Origin of the sequence: Allobosea sp. CRIB-10 (assembly GCF_900112185.1) — a bacterium.
Taxonomy (GTDB): domain Bacteria; phylum Pseudomonadota; class Alphaproteobacteria; order Rhizobiales; family Beijerinckiaceae; genus Allobosea.
In genome coordinates, this window is record NZ_FOKP01000044.1 from 1 (window position 1) to 20,342 (window position 20,342).

A 20,342-nucleotide genomic window follows, 5' to 3' on the forward strand; every position below is an offset into this window, starting at 1 on the left:
GGCCGACTGCGAGCCCTCCAAGCCAGCCGCTGAAGACCGCCCACCAAACCAGCACCCCAAACAATCGGCCTCAGCCGCGTTTCGCAGAGGAATCCATCCGGGAGAGGGGTTCCGGTCGCGGTTCCCCCGCTTGGACGACCTCATCGTCGCAACCGTTTTGCAAGCATCTTGCATGTCATGATGGCGCGTCCCACATGACATGACCCAATGAACCAGAACACGACCATTCCAGAAACCGCCATCCCGCTCCTGCCGGAGCAGGCAGCGTTCGGCCATGTCGATCACTGGATCTTCGACCTCGACAACACGCTCTATTCGCACGAGGCGCAGGTCTGGCCGCAGGTCAATGAGCGGATCAGCCTTTATCTGCTCCACCTCTTCGGCCTCGACGGCCTATCCGCGCAGCAATTGCGCCGCTATTACTACGAGCGCTACGGCACGACCCTGAACGGGCTGATGTCGGAGCATGGCGTCGATCCCGACGACTTCCTCGCCTTCGCCCACGACATCGACCTCACGCTGCTCGATCCCAATCCCGATCTCGGCGCGGCGATCGCCGCTTTGCCCGGCCGCAAGCTGATCCTGACCAATGGCTCGCGCGGCCATGCCGAGAACGTCGCCGGCAAGCTCGGCATCCTCCACCACTTCGAGGACATCTTCGACATCGTCGAGGCCGGCTTCCTGCCCAAGCCCGAACGCGCGACCTACGAGAACTTCCTCGCCAGGCACGCGGTCGACCCCGCCCGGGCGGCGATGTTCGAGGACATCGACAAAAACCTGATCGTGCCGAGTGACCTCGGCATGAAGACGGTCCTGATCGTGCCGCGCACGCCCGACCCCTTCCGCGACGCCTCGGAGCAGGCGGTGGTCGAGGCCGGCCACGTCCATTTCGTCACGGATGACCTGACGGGATTCCTGAAGCCGCTGATGCGGGCGAGCGAGACCATCCCGCTCGCAACGCCTCAGGCGTAACGCTCCGCCGCGAGCCCATGCGCCCGGCGTAAGCTCGCAAGGTCGAGCCCCGGAATCGCGCCGTCGATCACCCGCCAGCGCCCGCCGACCATGACGCGGTCGGCCCGGTTCGCGCCGCACAGCACCAGCGCCGCGATAGGGTCATGCGCGCCCGAGAAACGCAGCTCGTCGAGCCGATAGAAGGCAAGATCAGCCTGGAGTCCGATAGCGATCCGGCCGATATCGGAGCGCCCGAGACAGCGCGCCGAGCCTTCCGTCGCCCAGCGGATCGTGTCGCGCGCCGTCACCGCGCTGGCGCTCCTGTAGTGTAGCCGGTTGACCAAGAGCGCGTGGCGCAATTCCTCCATCAGGTTCGAGCCGTCATTGCTGGCCGAGCCGTCGACGCCGAGGCCGACCGGCGCACCGGCCGTCTCAAGCTCGCGCGTCTTGCAGAAGCCCGAGGCGAGGACGCCGTTCGAGGTTGGGCAATGGCAGACGCCGACCCCGGCCTTGCCGAGCCGCTCGCACTCCTCGCAGGAGAAATGGATGCCGTGCGCCAGCCAGGTCTTCGGCCGCATCCAGCCGGCTTCCTCCAAGAGGTCGAGCGGGCGCTTGCCATAGACCTCACGGCAATAGGCGTCCTCGTCCTCCGTCTCGGCGAGATGGGTATGCAGCGGCGCATCGAAGCGCGTCGCCAGTTCCGCCGAGGCCGCCATCAGCGAGGTCGTCACCGAGAAGGGCGAGCACGGCGCGAGCGCGATCTGCACCATGCTGCCGGGCTTGGGATCATGGAACAGGCCGAGCACCCGCTCGCAATCGGCGAGGATGGTCTCCTCGTCCTGCACCACCTCGTCGGGCGGCAGGCCGCCATCCTTCTGCGACAGGTTCATCGAGCCGCGCGAGATGGTGACGCGGATGCCGAGCGCCCGCGCCTCCTCGACCGCGATGTCGACGGCGTTCTCCAGCCCGGTCGGATAGAGGTAGTGATGGTCGGCCGCCGTGGTGCAGCCGGAAAGCATCAATTCGACCAACGCGGCGCGCACCGCGAGGCGCAAATCCTCCGGGCGCAGGCGCGCCCAGAGCGGGTAGAGCGCCTTCAGCCAGGGGAACAGCTCGCGGTCGATCGCAGCGGGATGCGCGCGGGTCAGCGTCTGGTAGAAATGGTGATGGGTATTGATCAGCCCCGGCAGTACGACATGGCCGGAGGCATCGAAGCTCTCGGTCACCGGAAAGGCCGGGTAGGCGCCACTCGCGACCAGCTCGACGATCACCCCGTCCTCGATCACGATCCCGCCCTCGGCCTTCTCGGCGAGGGTGGCGAGCGGGTTCCTGATCCAGATGCGCATGGCGGGTCCGGCTGATCGATTCTCGAAGCTTGGCATAGGCTTATGCACTGGCGAAGGCCAGTCCGATACCGTGGTTCTTCCGGGTGAGGCCTCTGTGCAACCTGCGACGCGAAAACACACGCTCGACGTGCGCGCCGGCGGCTGTTCGCGCTGCCCGTCTTTCAATAAGCTGTTGGCAAGGCGGCCGGCGGGATTTCATCCGCGAGGCTTCCGGTCCAACGGGGAAAACGTTCGCCTTACGAGGCGAAGCGTGGCTCAAGGAGAGATCCCATGAAGAAATTGTTGCTGGCGACGCTGTCGGCCTCGGCGCTGATGGCGGCGCAGCCTTTGGCGGCCAAGACGCTGGTCTATTGCTCGGAAGGCAGCCCGGAGAATTTCGCGCCGAGCGTCAACACCACAGGCACGTCCTTCGACGCCAACACCCAGATCTACGACACCATCGTCCAGTTCGAGCGCGGCGGCGTCAAGGTCCAGCCGGCCCTGGCGGAGAAATGGGAGGTCTCGCCTGATGGCCTGACCTACACCCTGCACCTGCGCAAGAACGTGAAGTGGCATTCGAACAAGAACTTCAAGCCGACGCGTGACTTCAACGCCGACGACGTGCTGTTCATGTTCGAGCGGCAGTGGAAGGAGGCGCACCCCTATTACAAGGTGACCAGCTCGAACCACTCCTACTTCAACGACATGGGCATGCCCAAGCTGCTGAAGGCGGTCGAGAAGGTCGACGACTACACCGTCAAGATCACGCTGAACCAGCCCGAGGCGCCCTTCCTCGCCGACCTCGCCATGCAATATGCCGGCGTGCAGTCGAAGGAATACGCCGATGCGATGCTGAAGGCCGGCACGCCCGAGAAGCTCGACCAGGAGCCGGTCGGCACCGGCGCGTTCTATCTGGTGCAGTACCAGAAGGACGCGATCATCCGCTACAAGGCCTTCCCCGACTACTGGGCCGGCAAGGCCAAGATCGACGACCTGATCTTCGCGATCACACCTGACGCCTCGGTGCGCTGGGCCAAGCTGCAGAAGGGCGAATGCCATGTCATGCCCTATCCGAACCCGGCCGATCTCGACGCCATCAAGAAGGACGCCAATGTTCAGATCCTCGAGCAGCCGGGCCTGAACATCGGCTACCTCGCCTACAACACCGCCAAGAAGCCCTTCGACGACGTCAAGGTCCGCCGCGCCGTCAACAAGGCGATCAACAAGAAGGCGATCATCGACGCGGTCTATCTCACCAGCGGCGTCGCGGCGACCAACCCGATCCCGCCGACGATGTGGTCCTATAACGAGACCATCAAGGACGACCCCTTCGATCCGGAAGCCGCCAAGAAGGAGCTGGCCGATGCCGGCTATCCGAACGGCCTGGAGATCGACCTCTGGGCGATGCCGGTGCAGCGTCCCTACAACCCCAACGCCAAGCGCATCGCCGAACTGATGCAGGCCGATCTCGCCAAGGTCGGCATCAAGGCCGAGATCAAGACCTTCGAATGGGGCGAATACCGCAAGCGCCTGCAGGCGGGCGAGCACCAGACCGGCATGTTCGGCTGGACCGGCGACAATGGCGACCCGGACAACTTCCTGCACACGCTGCTAGGCTGCGACGCTTCCAAGAACAATGGCGGCAACGTCGCCAAGTTCTGCTACCAGCCCTTCGACGAGCTGGTGACGAAGGCCAAGACGATCACCGACCAGGCCGAGCGCGAGAAGCTCTACCGGCAGGCGCAGGTGATCTTCAAGGAGCAGGCGCCCTGGTTCACCATCGCCCATGCGGTGCAGCTCAAGCCGGTCCGCAAGGAAGTGATCGACTTCAAGCTCTCGCCGTTCAGCCGCCACGTCTTCTACGGCGTCGACATCGGCAAGTGACGGTCCGCGTCAAATAATCCCGGCGCTGGCGGAGCATTCATTGCTTCGCCGGCGCGCTTTTCGATTCCATTGTTGCGCTTTCGAGCATCAATCCTTTTCGGCTGTTTCACGCGAGACAGTAACGCGCGTCACTCGTCATCATGGCGATCCACCGATTTTGCTGTCGCGTTCTTGATCTTTGCGGCGTTCTGGTGTTTGCGCTGCGCCGGAATTCGATTTCGACTAAGATCACAAGACAGGCCGCCGCGCGACGAGACGCCCGGCCCATGAGACTGGCGCAATCATGCTTCGCTTCATCCTGACCAGGGTCAGCCTCGTCATTCCGACCTTCATCGGCATCACGTTGCTGGCCTTCTTCCTGGTCCGGCTCGTGCCGGGCGATCCGATCGAGACCATGGCCGGCGAGCGCGGCATCGACCCGGCCCGCCATGCGCAGCTCCTGAAGGAGTACGGCCTCGATCAGCCGCTCTTCGTCCAGTACGGCCGCTATATCGAGCGCGTCGTGCAGGGCGATCTCGGCAAGTCGATCGTGACGCGCGACAGCGTCCTCTCCGAATTCGGCCAGCTCTTCCCAGCCACGATCGAGCTCGCGCTCTGCGCCATCCTGATCGCGCTGATCATCGGCCTGCCGGCCGGCATCATCGCCGCGGTGAAGCGAAATTCGATCTTCGACCATGGCGTGATGGGGATATCGCTCACCGGCTATTCGATGCCGATCTTCTGGTGGGGCCTGCTGCTGATCCTGCTGTTCTCGGTCCAGCTCGGCATCACCCCGGTCTCCGGCCGTATCGCGGTGCAGTACTTCATCGAGCCGGTCACCGGCTTCCTCACCATCGACAGCCTGCTCGCCGGCGACATCGACGCCTTCTGGTCGGCGCTGTCGCATCTCGTGCTGCCGGCGATCGTGCTCGGCACCGTGCCGCTCGCCGTCATCGCCCGGATGACCCGCTCGGCCATGCTCGAGGTGCTCGGCGAGGACTATATCCGCACCGCCCGCGCCAAGGGCATGGCCCCCTTGCGGGTCGTCGCTTTGCATGCGCTGCGCAATGCGCTGATCCCCGTCGTCACCGTGATCGGCCTGCAGGTCGGCACGCTCTTCACCGGCGCAATCCTGACCGAGACGATCTTCTCCTGGCCCGGCGTCGGCAAATGGCTGATCGAGGCGATCAGCCGGCGCGACTATCCGGTCCTGCAAGGCGGAACCCTGCTCCTCGGCATGGTGGTGATGAGCGTCAACCTCCTCGTCGATTTGGCCTACGGCCTGATCAACCCGCGCATCAGGCACGCCCGATGAACGCTCTGTCCCTTCGCTCCCAGCGGAGCCTTCGCCCATGAGCACCGAGACCTTGCAAGCTCCAGCGACCAGCGTCGCGCCGCCGCATCCCGCCCGCGAGTTCTGGACCTATTTCAGCGCCAATCGCGGCGCGGTCGCAGGGCTCATCGTCATTGTCCTCGTGCTGTTCTGCGCGCTGTTCGCGCCGCTGATCGCCCCGCACGATCCCAATCTCACCAACAACGCCGTCTTCCTGAAGCCGCCGTTCTGGCAGGAGGGCGGCTCGCTCTCCTATCCGCTCGGCACCGACGCGATCGGCCGCGACATCCTCTCGCGGCTGCTCTATGGCGCGCGGCTCTCGCTGGTGATCGGCATCGCCGTCGTCGCCATCGCCATCGTCGTCGGCATCGTGCTCGGCCTGATCGCCGGCTTCTTCAAGGGCATCGCCGACATCGCGATCATGCGGCTGATGGACATCTTGATGACGATGCCGAGCCTGCTGCTCGCCATCGTCATCGTCGCCATCCTTGGCCCTGGCCTGATGAATGCGATGCTCGCGGTCGCCATCGTCGTGCTGCCGCATTATGTCCGCATCACCCGCGCCGCCGTCATCGCCGAATCCTCGAAGGACTACGTCGTCGCCGCCCAGGTCAGCGGCGCGCGGACGCCAAGGCTGATGTTCTCGGAGATCCTGCCGAACTGCGCCGCGCCGCTGATCGTGCAGGCGACGCTCGGCGTCTCCACCGCGATCCTCGACGCCGCCGCGCTCGGCTTCCTCGGCCTCGGCGCCCAGCCGCCGACGCCGGAATGGGGCACGATGCTCGCCGACGCCCGCGAATTCGTGCTGCGCGCCTGGTGGGTCGTCACTTTCCCGGGCCTTGCCATCCTGATCACCGTGCTCGCCTTCAACCTGCTCGGCGACGGGCTGCGCGACGCCCTCGATCCCAAATTGAAGCGCTGACCCCATGCCCCTGCTCGAGATCGAAAACCTCAGCGTCGAGTTCCCGACATCCCAGGGAACCCTGCGCGCGGTCGACCGCATCGACCTCACCCTCGACGAGGGAGAAGTGCTCGGCGTCGTCGGCGAATCCGGCTCCGGCAAGTCGGTCACCATGCTCGCGCTGATGGGCCTGGTCGGCTATCCTGGCCGCGTCCGCGCCGACAAATTGCGCTTCGACGGGCGCGACCTCCTGACCATGTCCGCCCGCGAGCGCCGCCAGCTCACCGGCAAGGACGTGGCGATGATCTTCCAGGAGCCGAGCACCAGCCTGAACCCCTGCTTCACCATCGGCTTCCAACTCGCCGAGACCCTGAAGAAGCATGAGGGCATGGACAGCAAGGCGGCCAGGCGCCGCTCGATCGAACTGCTCGAGCAGGTCGGCATCCCCGCCCCGGAGAGCCGCCTCAAGGCCTTCCCGCATCAGATGTCGGGCGGCATGAACCAGCGCGTCATGATCGCCATGGCGATCGCCTGCAATCCGCGCCTGCTGATCGCCGACGAGCCGACCACCGCGCTCGACGTTACCATCCAGGCGCAGATCCTCGACCTGCTGATGACGCTGCAGAAGGAGCGCGACATGGCGCTCGTCCTGATCACCCATAATATGGGCGTCGTCGCCGAGACCGCGCAGCGCATCATGGTGATGTATGCCGGGCAGATCATGGAGGAGCGCAAGGTCGACGCGCTGTTCTCCGCCCCGCAGCATCCCTATTCCGCCGCGCTGCTCGCGGCCCTGCCCGAGCGCAGCGAAGGCGAAAGCCGTCTCGCCACCATTCCTGGCATGGTGCCCGGCCTCAACGACCGGCCGAAGGGCTGCCTGTTCAGCCCGCGCTGCGCCTATGCCACCCAGCATTCGCGCACGGTCCAGCCCGAGCTCAGGCCCTGGCAGGACGGGCATGTCCGCTGCCATTACCCGCTCGGCGATGCCCAGCGCGAGGCGGAGCGCGCCCGCGACGAAGCCGGCGCGGCAAAGGAGACGGCCCGATGAGCACTCCCGTCATCGAAGCCCGCGACCTCGTCCAGACCTATCAGGTCAGGCAGGGGCTGTTCCGTCCGCCGGCGCAATTGCAAGCGGTGAACAAGGTCTCCTTCGCGGTCGAGGCCGGGCGCACTCTGGCCGTGGTCGGCGAATCCGGCTGCGGGAAGTCGACGCTGGCGCGCATGGCGACGCTAATCGAGAAACCGACTTCGGGGTCGCTGACGCTCGACGGGCTCGACGCCGTCTCGCCGCCGGCGAGCGAGCAGCGCCGCCTGCGCCGCACCGTGCAGTTCGTCTTCCAGAACCCTTATGGCTCACTCAACCCGCGCAAGAAGATCGGCACGATCCTCGAGGAGCCGCTGCTGATCAACACCGATCTCTCCAAGGCCGAGCGCACCGAGAAGGCCCGCGCCATGATGGCCAAGGTCGGGCTGCGGCCGGAGCATTACGCCCGCTACCCGCACATGTTCTCAGGCGGCCAGCGCCAGCGCATCGCGATCGCCCGCGCGCTGATTCTCTCGCCGAAGGTGGTGGTCGCCGACGAGCCGGTCTCGGCGCTCGACATCTCGATCCAGGCGCAGGTGCTCAACCTGCTCGCCGACCTGCAGGACGAGCTCAAGCTCGCCTACCTCTTCATCTCGCACGACCTCAGCGTCGTCCGGCACATCGCCCATGACGTGATGGTAATGTATCTCGGCAATGCCATCGAGCACGGGCCGAAGGAGCGGATCTACGCCCGCCCCTTGCATCCCTATACGCAGGCACTGCTCGCCTCGACGCCGCGCGTCGGCGGCGACAAGCGCGAGAAGATCGTGCTGCGCGGCGAGCTGCCCTCGCCGCTCAACCCGCCCACGGGCTGCGTCTTCTCGACCCGCTGCCCCTTCGTCACCGATCGCTGCCGGACCGAGCGTCCGCAGCAGCGCGAGATCGACGGACGGCAGGTCGCCTGCCACTACGCCGAGACGTTTTTGGCCAAGACGGCGGCTTGAGGGTCGGACCAAGCTCAGGCGTCCACACCCATCATGCTGTCATCCCGGACAAGCCGCGTCAGCGGCGCCGTTCCGGAATGGGTCCCGGGTCTGCGCTTCGCTCCGCCCGGGACGACCCGCGCTTTTTCAGGAAGAGAACGCCTGATCTCTTTGGCGCTCCATCTCATCCTGTCGTGTCCATGGATTCCGGGCTCAGGCCTTCGGCCTGCCCCGGAAAGACAGCGCTTGAACCCCGCTCACGCCACCTTGGCGATGACCGGCTTGGCTTCCCACTCCTCGCCCCAGATCATCACGGCGTGGCCGGGCGAGACCTCGCGATACTGGCGCACCGGCGGGACATAGTCGGCCGGGCGGATCGGGCTTTTGATCTCGTCGTTCGAGACCGGGCGCTTCTGCAGGCGCCGGGCCGGATCGGCGATCGGCACCGCCGCAAGCAGCCGCTTGGTGTAGGGGTGCTGCGGGTTGCCGAAGATCGCCTCGCGCGGGCCGATCTCGACGATCTCGCCGAGATACATCACCGCGACGCGGTGGCTGACGCGCTCCACCACCGCCATGTCGTGCGAGATGAAGAGATAGCCGAGACCCATGCGGGCCTGCAGGTCGAGCATCAGGTTGACCACCTGCGCCTTCACCGAGACGTCGAGCGCCGAGACCGCCTCGTCCGCCACGATCAGGCGCGGCTCGACGGCGAGCGCGCGCGCAATGCAGATGCGCTGGCGCTGGCCACCCGAGAACTCGTGCGGGAAGCGGTTCGCCATCTCCGGCAGCAGCCCGACGCGCTTCAGCAGGTCGGCGACCTTGTCGCGCGCCTCGGACCGGCTGGCGAGGTTATTGATCAGCAGCGGCTCGGCGATCGCCGCGCCGACGTTCATGCGCGGGTTCAGCGAGGCGAACGGATCCTGGAAGATCATCTGCATGCGCTTGCGCTGCTCACGCAACTCGCCCTGGCTGAGCTTGAGCACATCGACGCCGTCGAGCAGCACCGAGCCGGAGAGCGGCTCGACCAGGCGCAGCACCGAGCGGCCGGTCGTCGACTTGCCGCAGCCGGATTCGCCGACCAGGGCCAGGGTCTCGCCCGCCTTCAGGCTGAAGGAGACGTTCTCGACCGCATGCACCCGGCCCTTGACCGAGGAGAGCAGGCCGGAACGGATCTCGAAGCGGGTGGTGAGGCCGGCGACCTCGAGCACCGGACGCTCGGCCGCCTGGACCGTATCGGGCACTTCGGTGGGGACGTCCGACTGGCCCGTCAGGCGATCGACCACCGGGAAGCGCATCGGCCGCCTGCGCCCTTCCATCGAGCCAAGTCGCGGCACGGCCGAGAGCAGCGACTTGGTATAGGGCTTCTGCGGGTTGGCGAAGATGTCCTCGGTCGGGCCGGTCTCGATCTCGTCGCCATTGTACATGACGACGGTGCGGTCGGCGATCTCGGCGACGACGCCCATGTCGTGGGTGATGAAGAGGACGGACATGCCCTCCTCATGCTGCAGCTGCTTGATCAGCTCGAGGATCTGCGCCTGGATCGTCACGTCGAGCGCCGTCGTCGGCTCGTCGGCGATCAGGAGCTTGGGCTTGCAGGCCAGCGCCATCGCGATCATCACGCGCTGGCGCATGCCGCCGGAAAAGCGGTGCGGGTATTCGTGGAAGCGCGACTTCGCCGAGGGGATCTTGACCTTCTCCAGCAGGCGCACCGTCTCGGCCTCGGCTTCCGAACGGGACAGGCCGCGATGCAGGATCAGCGCCTCGGCGATCTGGAAGCCGATGGTCAACACCGGGTTGAGCGAGGTCATCGGCTCCTGGAAGATCATCGCGATCTCGTTGCCGCGGATCTCGCGCATCTGCGCATCCGGCAGGGTCAGCAGCTCCTTGCCGTTGAGCTTGATCGAGCCCTCGATCTTGCTGGAGCTCGGCGGGGTCAGGCGCATGATCGAGAGCGCGGTGACGCTCTTGCCCGAGCCGGATTCACCCACCACCGCCAGCGTTTCTTGGGGCTTGATGTCGAAGGAGATGTTGCGCACGACCGGCTTCCAGAGTCCTTCGACCCGGAACGAGGTCGTCAGATTCGAGACCGAGAGGATCGGAGAGGTCATGCCAGGTCCTTCTTCTTAGCGATCTGATCACCGGCATTGCGCGAGCCCCTCGCCCAGGCAAGACCGGCGAGCCGGTTGAAAGCGGCATCAGAATAACCAGCGCGCGGCCGATGTCAGTAGCCGACGTGATAAAAGATTTAGCGTCCTCCTTGCTTTCGCCTCATCCGGGGGCAGGAGCGCACGAAGCGCGAGCCTGCCGGAGGCCGATTCACGCTTGCGTTGCGATGTCGATGTCGAGGCTTCGTTACCGACGTCGGCTCGCGCGGACCGCGCGCCGGCCAAATTGCGACGATGACGGCCGATTGCGCGTGACGCCGTCCATCGAATTGTTGCCGCCCGCCATGGAATAAGCGCCCGCCTGCAACGTTTCCGGTGCCATGACGATGCTCTCCTCCCCCACCTCCGCTGGTCCCATCATGGCCAGCGGCCTCCGATCCGATCATTGGCGCAGCGTCCGGGCAGCGTTCCGCCTCGGCCTCCCCATCCTGATCGCCAGCGCTCTCGCCGCCGCCATCTGGTTCGGTCTACCGCTCGATCCGCGGGCAAGGATGGCGCTGATCGTCTTCGCACTCGCCATCGTCGGCTGGTGCCTCACCGATCTCGACGACACGCTGATCGCCTTGGCCGCCGCCGTCGCCCTCGTGCTCTGCGGGCTGACATCCGCCCGCAGCCTGCACGCGGCGCTCGGCAATGAGCTGACCTGGCTGCTGATCGGAGCCTTCATCATCGCGGCGGTGCTGCGCGCCTCCGGCCTGACCGAGCGCTTGGCCTCGGCGGTGCTGAACCGGACGCGATCTGTGCGGGCACTGTTCCTCGCATCGACCGGCGTGATCGTCGCGACCGCGCTCTTCGTGCCTTCGACCTCGGGACGCGCGGCGCTGCTGCTGCCGGTCTATCTCGCTCTGGCCGCCGTCATCGAGGACAGGCGCATCCGGCGGGCGCTCGCTCTGCTGTTCCCGACCGTGATCCTGCTCTCGGCCGGTGGAACCCTGATCGGCGCCGGCGCGCATCTGATCGCGATCGAGATGATCCAGCGCAGCGGCGGCGCGAGCCATGGCTATCTCGGCTGGCTGCTGCTCGGGATGCCGCTCGCCTTGCTGGCAAGCTTCGGCGCAGCCTTCGTCATCCTGTACGCATTCCTGCACCCCGCAGAGCGGGCCCAGCTGATCGAACTGCCGCCGACCGCGGCCGGGACGCTGTCGGGCCAGCAGCGCTATGTCGGGGCGCTCGTGGGGCTGGTCGTCATCGGCTGGTGCACACAGCCCGTGCACGGCGTCGACGCTGCGCTGGTGACATTGTGCGGCGCGATCACACTCACGCTAAAACCCTTCGCGCCGATCTCGATGAAACAGGCGGTAAAGTCCGTCGAGTGGCAGCTCATTCTCTTCCTCGCCGCGACCACGTTGATGGGGCAGGCGCTGATCGAGACCGGTGCCGCGAGCGGCCTGCTGCAGCCCTTGCTGGCCGCATTGCCTCCCGGCGCCCTGTCACATCCCGCGACGATCGCTGCCTTGGTCACTGCCGTCGCTCTGCTGTCCCATCTGCTGATCACCTCGCGCAGCGCCCGGGCGACGGTGCTGATCCCGCTGCTGGCGCCGCCTCTGGCTGCCCTCGGCTATGACTTTGGCGCGGTCACCATCCTCATCGTGATGGGGACCGGCTTCTGCCAGAGCCTGCCTGTCAGCGCCAAGCCCATCGCGCTCTATGCCGATCTCGAGCACGAAACCTATTGGCCACGCGACCTGACTGGGCTGTCGCTGCTCCTGCTGCCGATGATGGGCGCACTGCTGCTGCTCTTCTCGCTCTGGATCTGGCCATTGCTCGGCCTGTCCTTGCGCTGACTGCCTTCGCGAAAAATTTGAGCCGGCAACGGAATAAGCAGCCCAGACCCTCGTTTTCAGCAGCAGAGGCGTGTGACGCCTTGGGATTTCGAGAGGATTTGCAATGACCCTCAACATTCTGATCGCCCCTTCCGGCTTCAAGGAGTGCCTGGACGCCAGCGACGTTGCCCGGGCCATCGCCGATGGCGTCAAGACGGCCATGCCGCAGGCGAAAACGATGCTGGCGCCGCTGGTCGATGGCGGCGAAGGCTTCACCCGGGCGCTCTGCGCCGCGACCGGCGGCGTTCTGCATGAGCGCACCGTAACCGGCCCGGTCGGTGATCCCTTGGAGGCGCATTTTGGATTCCTGGGCGGAGCCGGGCCGAAGACGGCGGTGATCGAGATGGCAGCCGCCGCCGGACTGGCGCTGGTCCCGCGCGACCGGCGCGATCCGACCCTGATGACGAGCTATGGCGTCGGCGAGCTGATCGCGGCGGCGCTGGATGCCGGGGCCGAGCGCATCCTGCTCGGCTGCGGCGACAGCGGCATCAATGACGGTGGCGCCGGCATGGCGCAAGCGCTGGGCGTACGCCTGCTCGATGCCGAGGGCGCGCCGATCGGTCGCGGTGGCGCGGCGCTTGGCAAACTCGCCCGCATCGACCTCGCCGGGCGCGACCCACGTCTCGACACCGTCAGGATCGACGCAGCGGTCAACTGGCACAATGTCCTGCTCGGCCCGCGCGGCGTCGCCCGCGTCTTCGCCCCGCAGAAGGGCGCCAGCCCCGAGCAGGTCGAAATCCTCGACGCCGCACTCGATACATATGCCGGGATGCTTCGAGAGACGACCGGCCTTGACGTCTCGACCGCTCCCGGCTGCGGCGCGTCCGGCGGCCTCGGCGCCGGTCTGCACGCGCTGTTGGGTGCGACGCTCCACCCGCGCTATGACATCGTGATGCGATATCTCTCCTTCGAAGCCATGCTGCGCCGGGCCGATCTGGTCATCACCGCCGAAGGCTGCCTCGACGAGCAGACCCCGTTCGGCAAGATCCCGGCCGAGGTGGCGCGCCAGGCGCGGGCTCGCGGCATCCCTGTCGTCGCGCTGGCCGGCACGATCGGCTGTGGCAAGGTCCGGATCAATTTCGAGCATGGCATCGACGCCTTCGCCAGCATCCTCAAGCGCCCTTGCACGCTGGAGGAAGCGATCGCCGAATCGGAGAAGCTGCTGCGCCGCGCCGCCGAGGACGCGATCCGGATGATCGGTGTCGGCATCCGTCTCCGGCGCGAGAAGGTGGCGGCATGAGCCGCGCCCGCCTTCGCCGCGGCCTGCACGCCTCGCTGCTCGGCCTCGCGCTCGCCGTTACGCCCTTCTTGGGCGTTCCAGACGGCGCAGGCCGCATCCTTCCTGCGCTGGCCGACGACAGCGATGGCGACGATGGCGGAGACGGCGGCGGGAGCAGCGGTGGTAGCGGCGGCGGCCAGAGCGGCGGTGGCGGCAGCACGGGCCGCTTCCGCACCGGCGGGGAGCATCGGATCGATCCTGGACGGCTGCTGCGCTTCTTCGGCGTCGAAACGAGCCAGCCTCGGCAGGCAAGGCGCAGCGCGCCGCGTCCGGCCGCGGTTGCCGTGTCCCGCGAGATCGTGGCCGCCGGGCTGACCCAGGCCGAGCTCGACATCCTGAGCGGCGAGGGTTTCCGCGTCGTCGCGCAACGCAATCTCGGCCTGTTCGCCAATCTGACCGTAAGGCTGCGGGCCCCCGTTCGGCTCTCGATGCGGCGCGCCATCGACCGGATCCGCACACTGGCCCCTTCTGCGCTGGTCGATCTCAACCATCTCTATCGCGGCGCTGCCAGAGCCTGTCCTGAGAACCAGTGCTTCTCGCTGGTGGCGCAGGATGCACGGATCGACGGCGCCTGCTCCGCGCGGCATCATCGGCATGGTCGATACCGGCCTCGACGCCGATCACCCGGGACTCGTCGGCAGGCCGATCGAAACGCAGACCGTCCGCGGACCGGGCCACCCGGCCGCGCGCACGCAGCACGGCACCGATGTCGCGATCCTGCTGACGCGCGGTATCCAGACTGACGACCAGGCGCAGATCATCGCCATCGACGCATTCCACCGGCGTGGCGGAAGCGACAATGCCGACAGCTTCGACCTCGTCGGCGCGCTCGACCTGCTGGCGCAGCGCAATGTCCGTGTCGTCAATCTCAGCCTTGCCGGGCCGGCCAATGCGCTGCTCGAACGGATCGGACAGGCAATGCAGCAGCGCGGCACCGTCCTCGTGGCGGCGGCCGGCAATGACGGACCGGGCGCCGAGGCGCGCTATCCCGCCGCCTATTCCTGGGCTGTCGCGGTCACTGCGATCGACCGTGACGAGCGCATCTATGCCCGCGCCAATCGCGGCAGCCACATCGCTTTCGCCGCGCCGGGCGTGCGCATCCAGCTGAGCGACAAGGCGCTGCGGCCGGCGGCCCCGCGCTCCGGCACCTCGTATGCGGCGCCGCTGGTCACCCTGGCGTTCGCGCAGCGGATCGCCCGAGAGGACGTGGTGAAGCCCCAGACAGTGCTCGCCGCCCTGTCGGTCGAGGCGCGCGATCTCGGTGAGCCCGGTCACGACCCGGTCTTCGGCTGGGGCCGGCTCTCCTGCAGCCCGTGACGGAAGCGAGCCACGGTGATGCATGAGACCGGCACCACCCCGCAGGGACATGCCGCCCCTTCGCCGGCAGCGGCGCCTTCTGCCTTCGCGAGCGAGCTGATCGCGCTGCTGCCGCGCCTGCGGCGCTATGCGATGACGCTGACGCGCTCGGCCAGTGAATCGGAGGATCTGGCGCAGGCGGCCTGCGAACGGGCGCTACGCGCGCAGGCGCAGTGGCAGGAGGGGACGCGGCTCGACGCCTGGCTGTTCAGCATCGCGCGCAATCTCTGGATCGACCAGTTGCGCAAGCGGCATCGGGAAGGGGCCAGCGAGGCGCTGGATCTGCATCCGGAGCTGCAGGGCGAGGATGGCAGGCAGGTCACCGAGACCGCTCTGACCGCAAGCTCGATCCGGCAGGCGCTGGAGGAGATGCCGGCCGAGCAACGCGACTTGCTGTTGCTCGTCTGCGTCGACGGCCTGAGCTACCGCGATGCCTCCGACCGGCTCTCGATCCCGATCGGGACCGTGATGAGCCGTCTGTCGCGCGCCCGGCTCGGCCTGGCGAAGAGATTGGGAATGGAGCCGACATGACGAACCTCGCTGTGACCGACGAGGAGCTGATGGCGCTGGCTGATGGCGAGCTGGCTCCGGATGTGGCCGAGCGCCTGCATGCGCTCGTCGTCGCCGACCCCGATCTCGCGGAGCGCTTCGCGATCCTCGCGGAAACCCGTTTCCTGCTGGAAGGCGAGCCGATGCAGACGCCGGCGGTGCCCGGCCCTCTCGTCGCGCCCCTCGTCACAGCGGCCCCTCCGCCGGCCGTACCGTATCAGCATCTGACGGTGGTCGAGGGGGGAAAGTCCACAGCTTCGGAGACGCCGCCAGCCCGCGGCTGGCCGCGACTTGCCCTGCCACTCGCCGCCAGCTTCCTGTTCGTGGCCGGCGGGTTTGCGGGCTATCTCGCAGGCAGCGCCGGGCACTCGGGCGCCGGCACCGCGCTGGCCGGCTTTTCCCGCGACGGTATCGAGGCGGCCTTGTCGCGAGCCGCCAGCGGCAGAGAGGTCGACCTGCCCGGCGGCAAGCTACGCGTCCTTGCTTCCTACAAGCTGGAAGACGGGCGTCTCTGCCGGGAGTACACGCTGACGCGCGCCGCAGGTACGGGGTGGGACGCGGTCGGTTGCCGTGACGACGGCGGTTGGCGCACTGAATTCTTCACGGCGAAGACGCCGCTGGCGGCCGGCTACGCGCCGGCGAGTGGCGACTCCGGCGCCGACGCCTTTCTCACAGGACGTGGTGCCCAATCCTTGTCGCCGGCCGAAGAGGCAAAACTGCTCGATAGCGGCAGGTAGTCCACGCTCGTTTATCCCGCAGCGCACCGTTAACTGCACCGACAAGGCGAAGCTGATCGTCGGCTATCACAAGAACTTCCTCGACGCGCTCGAAGCTACGCAGAAGCAGATGCCGTCCGACGCGAAGCCTGAGGACGCCAAACCAGACGACGTGCCTGTAAAGCAGTCCGACAGCCTCGGGACGGTTGCCGCGACCACTAGCGGCGCCGCGCTCGCCTCGCTGCTGGCGGCCGTTCAGAACCCCTGGGCACTTGCCGCCTTCGTCCTGACCATGGTGGCAGGCGGCGTGGGTCTTTGGTTGGCGATTACGGGGGCGCCTGACGATCAACAGGAGCAAGGCGATATGCCGCGCTTCTCCCTCATCGCGATAGCCTTCGCAGGGACGCTTGCGCTTTTTTTGCGGCGTTTACCTCAACGCCGGATCGACGGCGAAAGGCTCGCGCTGACCAAGGTGGCGCAGAAAAACACGGAGGCGGCCAATACGGCGCGGGAAATGGAACCTGATGGCGCTCTGTGGAGCAGAGATCCTGCTTGCATCCTGCCAGCCCCCTGGCGGCGGTGACTGCAGGTCTTCGGGCCGATCGTGGCGTCATCTCAGGATACGCGCGGAACGCAAAACCAGATAGCCGTTCACAAGATGAAGGGCGCGAAGGTCTACGGATGTAGAGTCGAACGATGAGCCTACGCGTCAATCAGGATGGGAAGTTCTTCGATCGCTTCGTCGCATCGGCAATCCCGGTCGCAATCAGCCTGACGATCGCTGGCTCCGTCTGGTAGGTGGATAGTCGGGCGGCTGCTACCCGCGCCGCAGATGCGATCACGCGTATCGAGCGGCGGATCGACACTGTCGAGGCCGAACCACGCGAGGCTCGCCGCGCCGCGGCTGAGGATCGGCAGAAGATCGCGGAGATGGCCGCCGTGCTGCGCGGTACTTCACGTAACGTCAGCCGGATCGAAGCGTTCTGGACAGAATGATGATGGAGCGGGCGCCCAAACCGCCCTGATCGGAATTGCCTGGCTGATGTCCAACTCTCACCGACGATCGCCTGGCCGGCGTAAACGGCGGCCCTCCTTGGGCGATTCCGCTCTAAACTTGGGTCGGGCTCCGAAAGGGGCTCAGCCCATTCTTGCGTCCTATTACCTCTCGGCCAGCTTCTTCGAAAGGAGCTTCGAATTCGACTCCACCGAGTGCCCAGTCTCACGCTCAACGGAGCGCGAGCAGTACCGACGATATCCCAAACGCGCGCTAGAAATTACCATTGAGACTCGATTTGTCGTTCTCCATTGTAGCGTAACTTCGATGGGCGTCGAAGCGAGGTGGTGGGGGGTAATGCAATGGCTACTTATAAAGTCTCTCTGAACGATCCAGCAAATATGGCCAGCATGTACAGATCGGCTATCCAGGCTACAGCAGAAGCGGCGGCTGGGCGCTGGCTCAACCTCGTGCAAGGCTTTGGATCCATCGATATTCAGGTCAATTTCACCAGCGGGGCGGATTTCCTAGCGACCGGCGGGTCGGCATCATCCGCTTATGTCGGAGAAGCAAAGGGGATCACAATCCTGCAGCAGGGCGCGCCCTGGGAACTGCAGACCGGCATTGATGTCAATGGCACGGCCCCCGACCTAATCGTCACACTGAATGCGGACCGAATTTCTGAGATGTTTTTCGATCCGACCATGTCATCCGCTGTGCCTGGCAACAAGTTCGATGCAGCTACTATTTTTTTGCACGAACTCGGCCATGGACTTGCAGTCAATTCGTTCCGTGGTTCTGGTGGGGCACTGCCGGGCGGATCTCGCCCCTACCAGCAAGTGTACGATACCTTCGTGACGATCAATGGTAATTCCGCACGATTCTCGGGTCCAAATAGTAATCTCGTTTCTGGTGGGGTCGCATTGGCTGGCGCCGGTAATGTGGCGCATTTCGCCGATGCCAGCGACCTGATGTATTCATTTTTGGGGTGGGGAGATCGACGCGGTATTACGGACACCGACATCGCGGTCGCCCAAGATATCGGGCTTGCCATTGCTACAGAGAGGGCCGACTACATTACGTTGCTGTCCGGCAACGATGTCTTCGTGGCTGGCGGTGGCGACGACACGATAATCGGGGGGATGGGGAACGACTCTATCGTCGGTGGCTTTGGACGCGACGCAATAAGCGGAGGGGAGGGCAACGATGTGATCTTGGCCAACCAGGACGACGATATTGTGCTCGGTAATCAGGGAAACGATATCGTCGTTGGCGGCCAGGGCAAAGATATCGTTGTCGGAGGGCAAAGGAACGATTTCGTTTTCGGCAATGAGGCCGACGATTTCGTCTTCGGTAATGAAGGAGATGATACGATCTTCGCAGGCCAAGGTAACGACACCGTATTCGCCGGGCAGGGAAACGATACGATTTGGGGGAACGAAGGTGACGACCTACTCTATGGCAACGAAGGAGCTGATCGGTTCATCTTCGGCCTTGGTAGAGGAGCGGACACCATACGAGGATTTAACAGCGCAGAAGGCGATGTCCTCGACTTGATGGGCGAAAATAGCTCACAGCAGGCCGTATCAGGGGGTATACTTATTGCGTTGTCGGGCGGGGGGAGCATTTTGCTAGAGGGCGCGATTGTCAGCTAAGTTGGCGAGGGCGTTCGACCCATCCTAGCCGGCATTTTTCCACGGACCGGCGGTGAACCGCTTCTGACCAATCCCAACTTGCAAGTTAAGGTTCGCCCAGTCTCGCTTCGGCGCGGCAGGGCTAATCTACATCGAGGCAAGCTTCCGAGCGTAGGCCCAACTCGGAAGGTCAATCTGATGGACTGCGTCGAAATGACCAGCCCAGAAATCGAAGATTACAACGACGCTGGCGAAGCTCCCACTCTCCCTGCAACCAGGTCACCGGCCCGCCCTCGCACTCCCCGCGTCAATGCTTTGAATTTTGGGATGGACATCAGCTGGCTTCAATGCCGGTCGCCCGTCCGCAGCCTTCATATCCACAAAGAGCGCCCTCAGCAGGATTGGAGTTGACTCGTCTTCGTGGACTTTTCACGGCTATGGCGGGTCAGGTCAGTTCATGGTGGAGCCTTTCGTATTCGATGGGCGAGAGATAGCCCAGCGCCGAGTGGCGGCGTGACGGATTGTAGAAGCCCTCGATGAAGCTGAAGACCGCCATCCGGGCTTCGCTGTGCGAGCGGAAGCGATGCCGATCGAGCAGTTCGCATTCCAGCGTCGCGAAGAAGCTCTCGCACATCGCCTTATCGTAGGCGTCGCCGACCGAGCCGGTCGAAGGCCTGACGCCGGCATCCTTGCAGCGATTGCCGAAAGCCAGCGAGGTATATTGCGAGCCCGGATCGCTATGGTGGATGACGTTCTCGGGCTTGCGTGCGGCGAGCGCCATGTCGAGCGCGTCGAGCACGACACGGGTCTTGAGATCGGCTGAGAAAGCCCAGCCGACGATCCGCCTGGACCATGCGTCCAGCACGACCGCCAGGAACAGGAAGCCGGCGAGCGTGGGCACGAAGGTGATGTCGGCGACCCATAGCTCGTTCGGCTTCTCGACGAAAAAGTTCCTTCGAACCAGATCGTTCGCCGGCCGATGGTCGGAATCGCGCCGTGTCGTCGTTGCGCTCCTGCGCCGGCTGGCGCCGACGAGACCTGCCGCGCCCATCAGGCGGGCCACGCGCTTCTTGCCGATGGCCACTCCCTCGGCCTTGAACTCGGCATGGATCCGCGGTGCGCCATAGGTTTTGCGCGAGGCGGCATGGATCGTGCGGATCCTCCGGGTGAGGTCGAGGTCGGCTGTCGCCCGCGCCGAGGCGGGCCTGCCGCGCCAGGCGTAATAACCTGACGCGGAGACTTTGAAGACGTGGGCCATGGTCTTGATCGGGAAGACGGCCTGGTGCGCGCTCATGAACCGGAAAACCCGTTCGGGTTCGCCTTGCTCTCCCGCGCGAACCAGGCTGCCGCCTTTGACAGGATATCGCGCTCCTGGCGCAGGCGCTGGTTCTCACGGCGGAGGCGGATCAGCTCTTCGCGCTCCGCAGTCGTCGCACCGTCACTACG

At 65.6% G+C, this 20,342-nt stretch carries 15 protein-coding genes and 1 pseudogene; 13 read left to right on the top strand and 3 right to left on the bottom strand.

Going from position 1 to position 20,342, the window contains the following annotated elements; translation table 11 throughout:
- Nucleotides 1-207 precede the first annotated feature (207 nt).
- Nucleotides 208-972: a pyrimidine 5'-nucleotidase gene (locus BMZ69_RS29760; protein ID WP_092163638.1), complete on the top strand. Its 765-nt coding sequence runs from the start codon at nucleotides 208-210 to the stop codon at nucleotides 970-972.
- Here the strand turns inward: BMZ69_RS29760 and BMZ69_RS29765 are convergent.
- Complete coding sequence (locus BMZ69_RS29765) at nucleotides 963-2,297, bottom strand: 8-oxoguanine deaminase (RefSeq protein ID WP_092163639.1); 1,335 nt, start codon at nucleotides 2,295-2,297, stop codon at nucleotides 963-965. The two genes, BMZ69_RS29760 and BMZ69_RS29765, sit on opposite strands and share 10 nt — an antisense overlap.
- Nucleotides 2,298-2,567: 270 nt before the next feature.
- Here BMZ69_RS29765 and BMZ69_RS29770 point away from each other — a divergent pair, with 270 nt between their 5' ends.
- The 5 genes from BMZ69_RS29770 (at nucleotide 2,568) to BMZ69_RS29790 (ending at nucleotide 8,401) form a co-directional block, all read left to right on the top strand.
- Nucleotides 2,568-4,160, top strand: a complete 1,593-nt coding sequence (locus tag BMZ69_RS29770) for an ABC transporter substrate-binding protein (RefSeq protein ID WP_092163640.1) — start codon at nucleotides 2,568-2,570, stop codon at nucleotides 4,158-4,160.
- Between the two features lie 283 nt (nucleotides 4,161-4,443).
- Nucleotides 4,444-5,454, top strand: a complete 1,011-nt coding sequence (locus BMZ69_RS29775; protein WP_092163641.1) for an ABC transporter permease subunit — start codon at nucleotides 4,444-4,446, stop codon at nucleotides 5,452-5,454.
- Nucleotides 5,455-5,491: 37 nt separating this feature from the next.
- Nucleotides 5,492-6,394 (top strand): ABC transporter permease subunit, encoded by a 903-nt coding sequence (locus BMZ69_RS29780; protein WP_092163642.1) that lies wholly within the window; start codon nucleotides 5,492-5,494, stop codon nucleotides 6,392-6,394.
- Between the two features lie 4 nt (nucleotides 6,395-6,398).
- Nucleotides 6,399-7,421, top strand: coding sequence for an ABC transporter ATP-binding protein (locus BMZ69_RS29785; RefSeq protein ID WP_092163643.1), 1,023 nt, complete (start codon nucleotides 6,399-6,401; stop codon nucleotides 7,419-7,421).
- Entirely contained in the window at nucleotides 7,418-8,401 is a 984-nt protein-coding gene (locus BMZ69_RS29790; protein WP_092163644.1) for a peptide ABC transporter ATP-binding protein, read from the top strand. The genes BMZ69_RS29785 and BMZ69_RS29790 overlap by 4 nt, the downstream gene beginning before the upstream one ends.
- A gap of 236 nt (nucleotides 8,402-8,637) precedes the next feature.
- Here the strand turns inward: BMZ69_RS29790 and BMZ69_RS29795 are convergent, their stop codons facing one another.
- Nucleotides 8,638-10,488 (bottom strand): ABC transporter ATP-binding protein, encoded by a 1,851-nt coding sequence (locus BMZ69_RS29795; RefSeq protein ID WP_092163645.1) that lies wholly within the window; start codon nucleotides 10,486-10,488, stop codon nucleotides 8,638-8,640.
- 416 nt (nucleotides 10,489-10,904) lie between these two features.
- Here BMZ69_RS29795 and BMZ69_RS29800 point away from each other — a divergent pair, with 416 nt between their 5' ends.
- The 7 genes from BMZ69_RS29800 (at nucleotide 10,905) to BMZ69_RS29835 (ending at nucleotide 18,917) form a co-directional block, all read left to right on the top strand.
- On the top strand, nucleotides 10,905-12,329 hold the full coding sequence (locus BMZ69_RS29800; protein ID WP_175507044.1) for an SLC13 family permease: 1,425 nt from the start codon (nucleotides 10,905-10,907) through the stop codon (nucleotides 12,327-12,329).
- Between the two features lie 103 nt (nucleotides 12,330-12,432).
- Nucleotides 12,433-13,608 carry a glycerate kinase family protein gene (locus BMZ69_RS29805; RefSeq protein WP_092163647.1) on the top strand — a complete coding sequence of 392 codons (1,176 nt, stop codon included), beginning with the start codon at nucleotides 12,433-12,435 and terminating at the stop codon, nucleotides 13,606-13,608.
- A gap of 591 nt (nucleotides 13,609-14,199) precedes the next feature.
- Nucleotides 14,200-14,964 (top strand): S8 family serine peptidase, encoded by a 765-nt coding sequence (locus tag BMZ69_RS29810; protein ID WP_092163648.1) that lies wholly within the window; start codon nucleotides 14,200-14,202, stop codon nucleotides 14,962-14,964.
- A gap of 18 nt (nucleotides 14,965-14,982) precedes the next feature.
- Nucleotides 14,983-15,534, top strand: a complete 552-nt coding sequence (locus BMZ69_RS29815; protein WP_092163649.1) for an RNA polymerase sigma factor — start codon at nucleotides 14,983-14,985, stop codon at nucleotides 15,532-15,534.
- Entirely contained in the window at nucleotides 15,531-16,289 is a 759-nt protein-coding gene (locus tag BMZ69_RS29820; protein ID WP_092163650.1) for an anti-sigma factor family protein, read from the top strand. The genes BMZ69_RS29815 and BMZ69_RS29820 overlap by 4 nt, the downstream gene beginning before the upstream one ends.
- Nucleotides 16,234-16,851 carry a hypothetical protein gene (locus tag BMZ69_RS29825; protein WP_139219305.1) on the top strand — a complete coding sequence of 206 codons (618 nt, stop codon included), beginning with the start codon at nucleotides 16,234-16,236 and terminating at the stop codon, nucleotides 16,849-16,851. Before BMZ69_RS29820 ends, BMZ69_RS29825 begins: the two co-directional genes overlap by 56 nt.
- Before the next feature lie 773 nt (nucleotides 16,852-17,624).
- Entirely contained in the window at nucleotides 17,625-18,917 is a 1,293-nt protein-coding gene (locus BMZ69_RS29835; RefSeq protein ID WP_092163653.1) for a calcium-binding protein, read from the top strand.
- Between the two features lie 424 nt (nucleotides 18,918-19,341).
- Here BMZ69_RS29835 and BMZ69_RS29840 read toward each other — a convergent pair.
- Nucleotides 19,342-20,342, bottom strand: a pseudogene (locus tag BMZ69_RS29840) (IS3 family transposase); the annotation flags it as partial.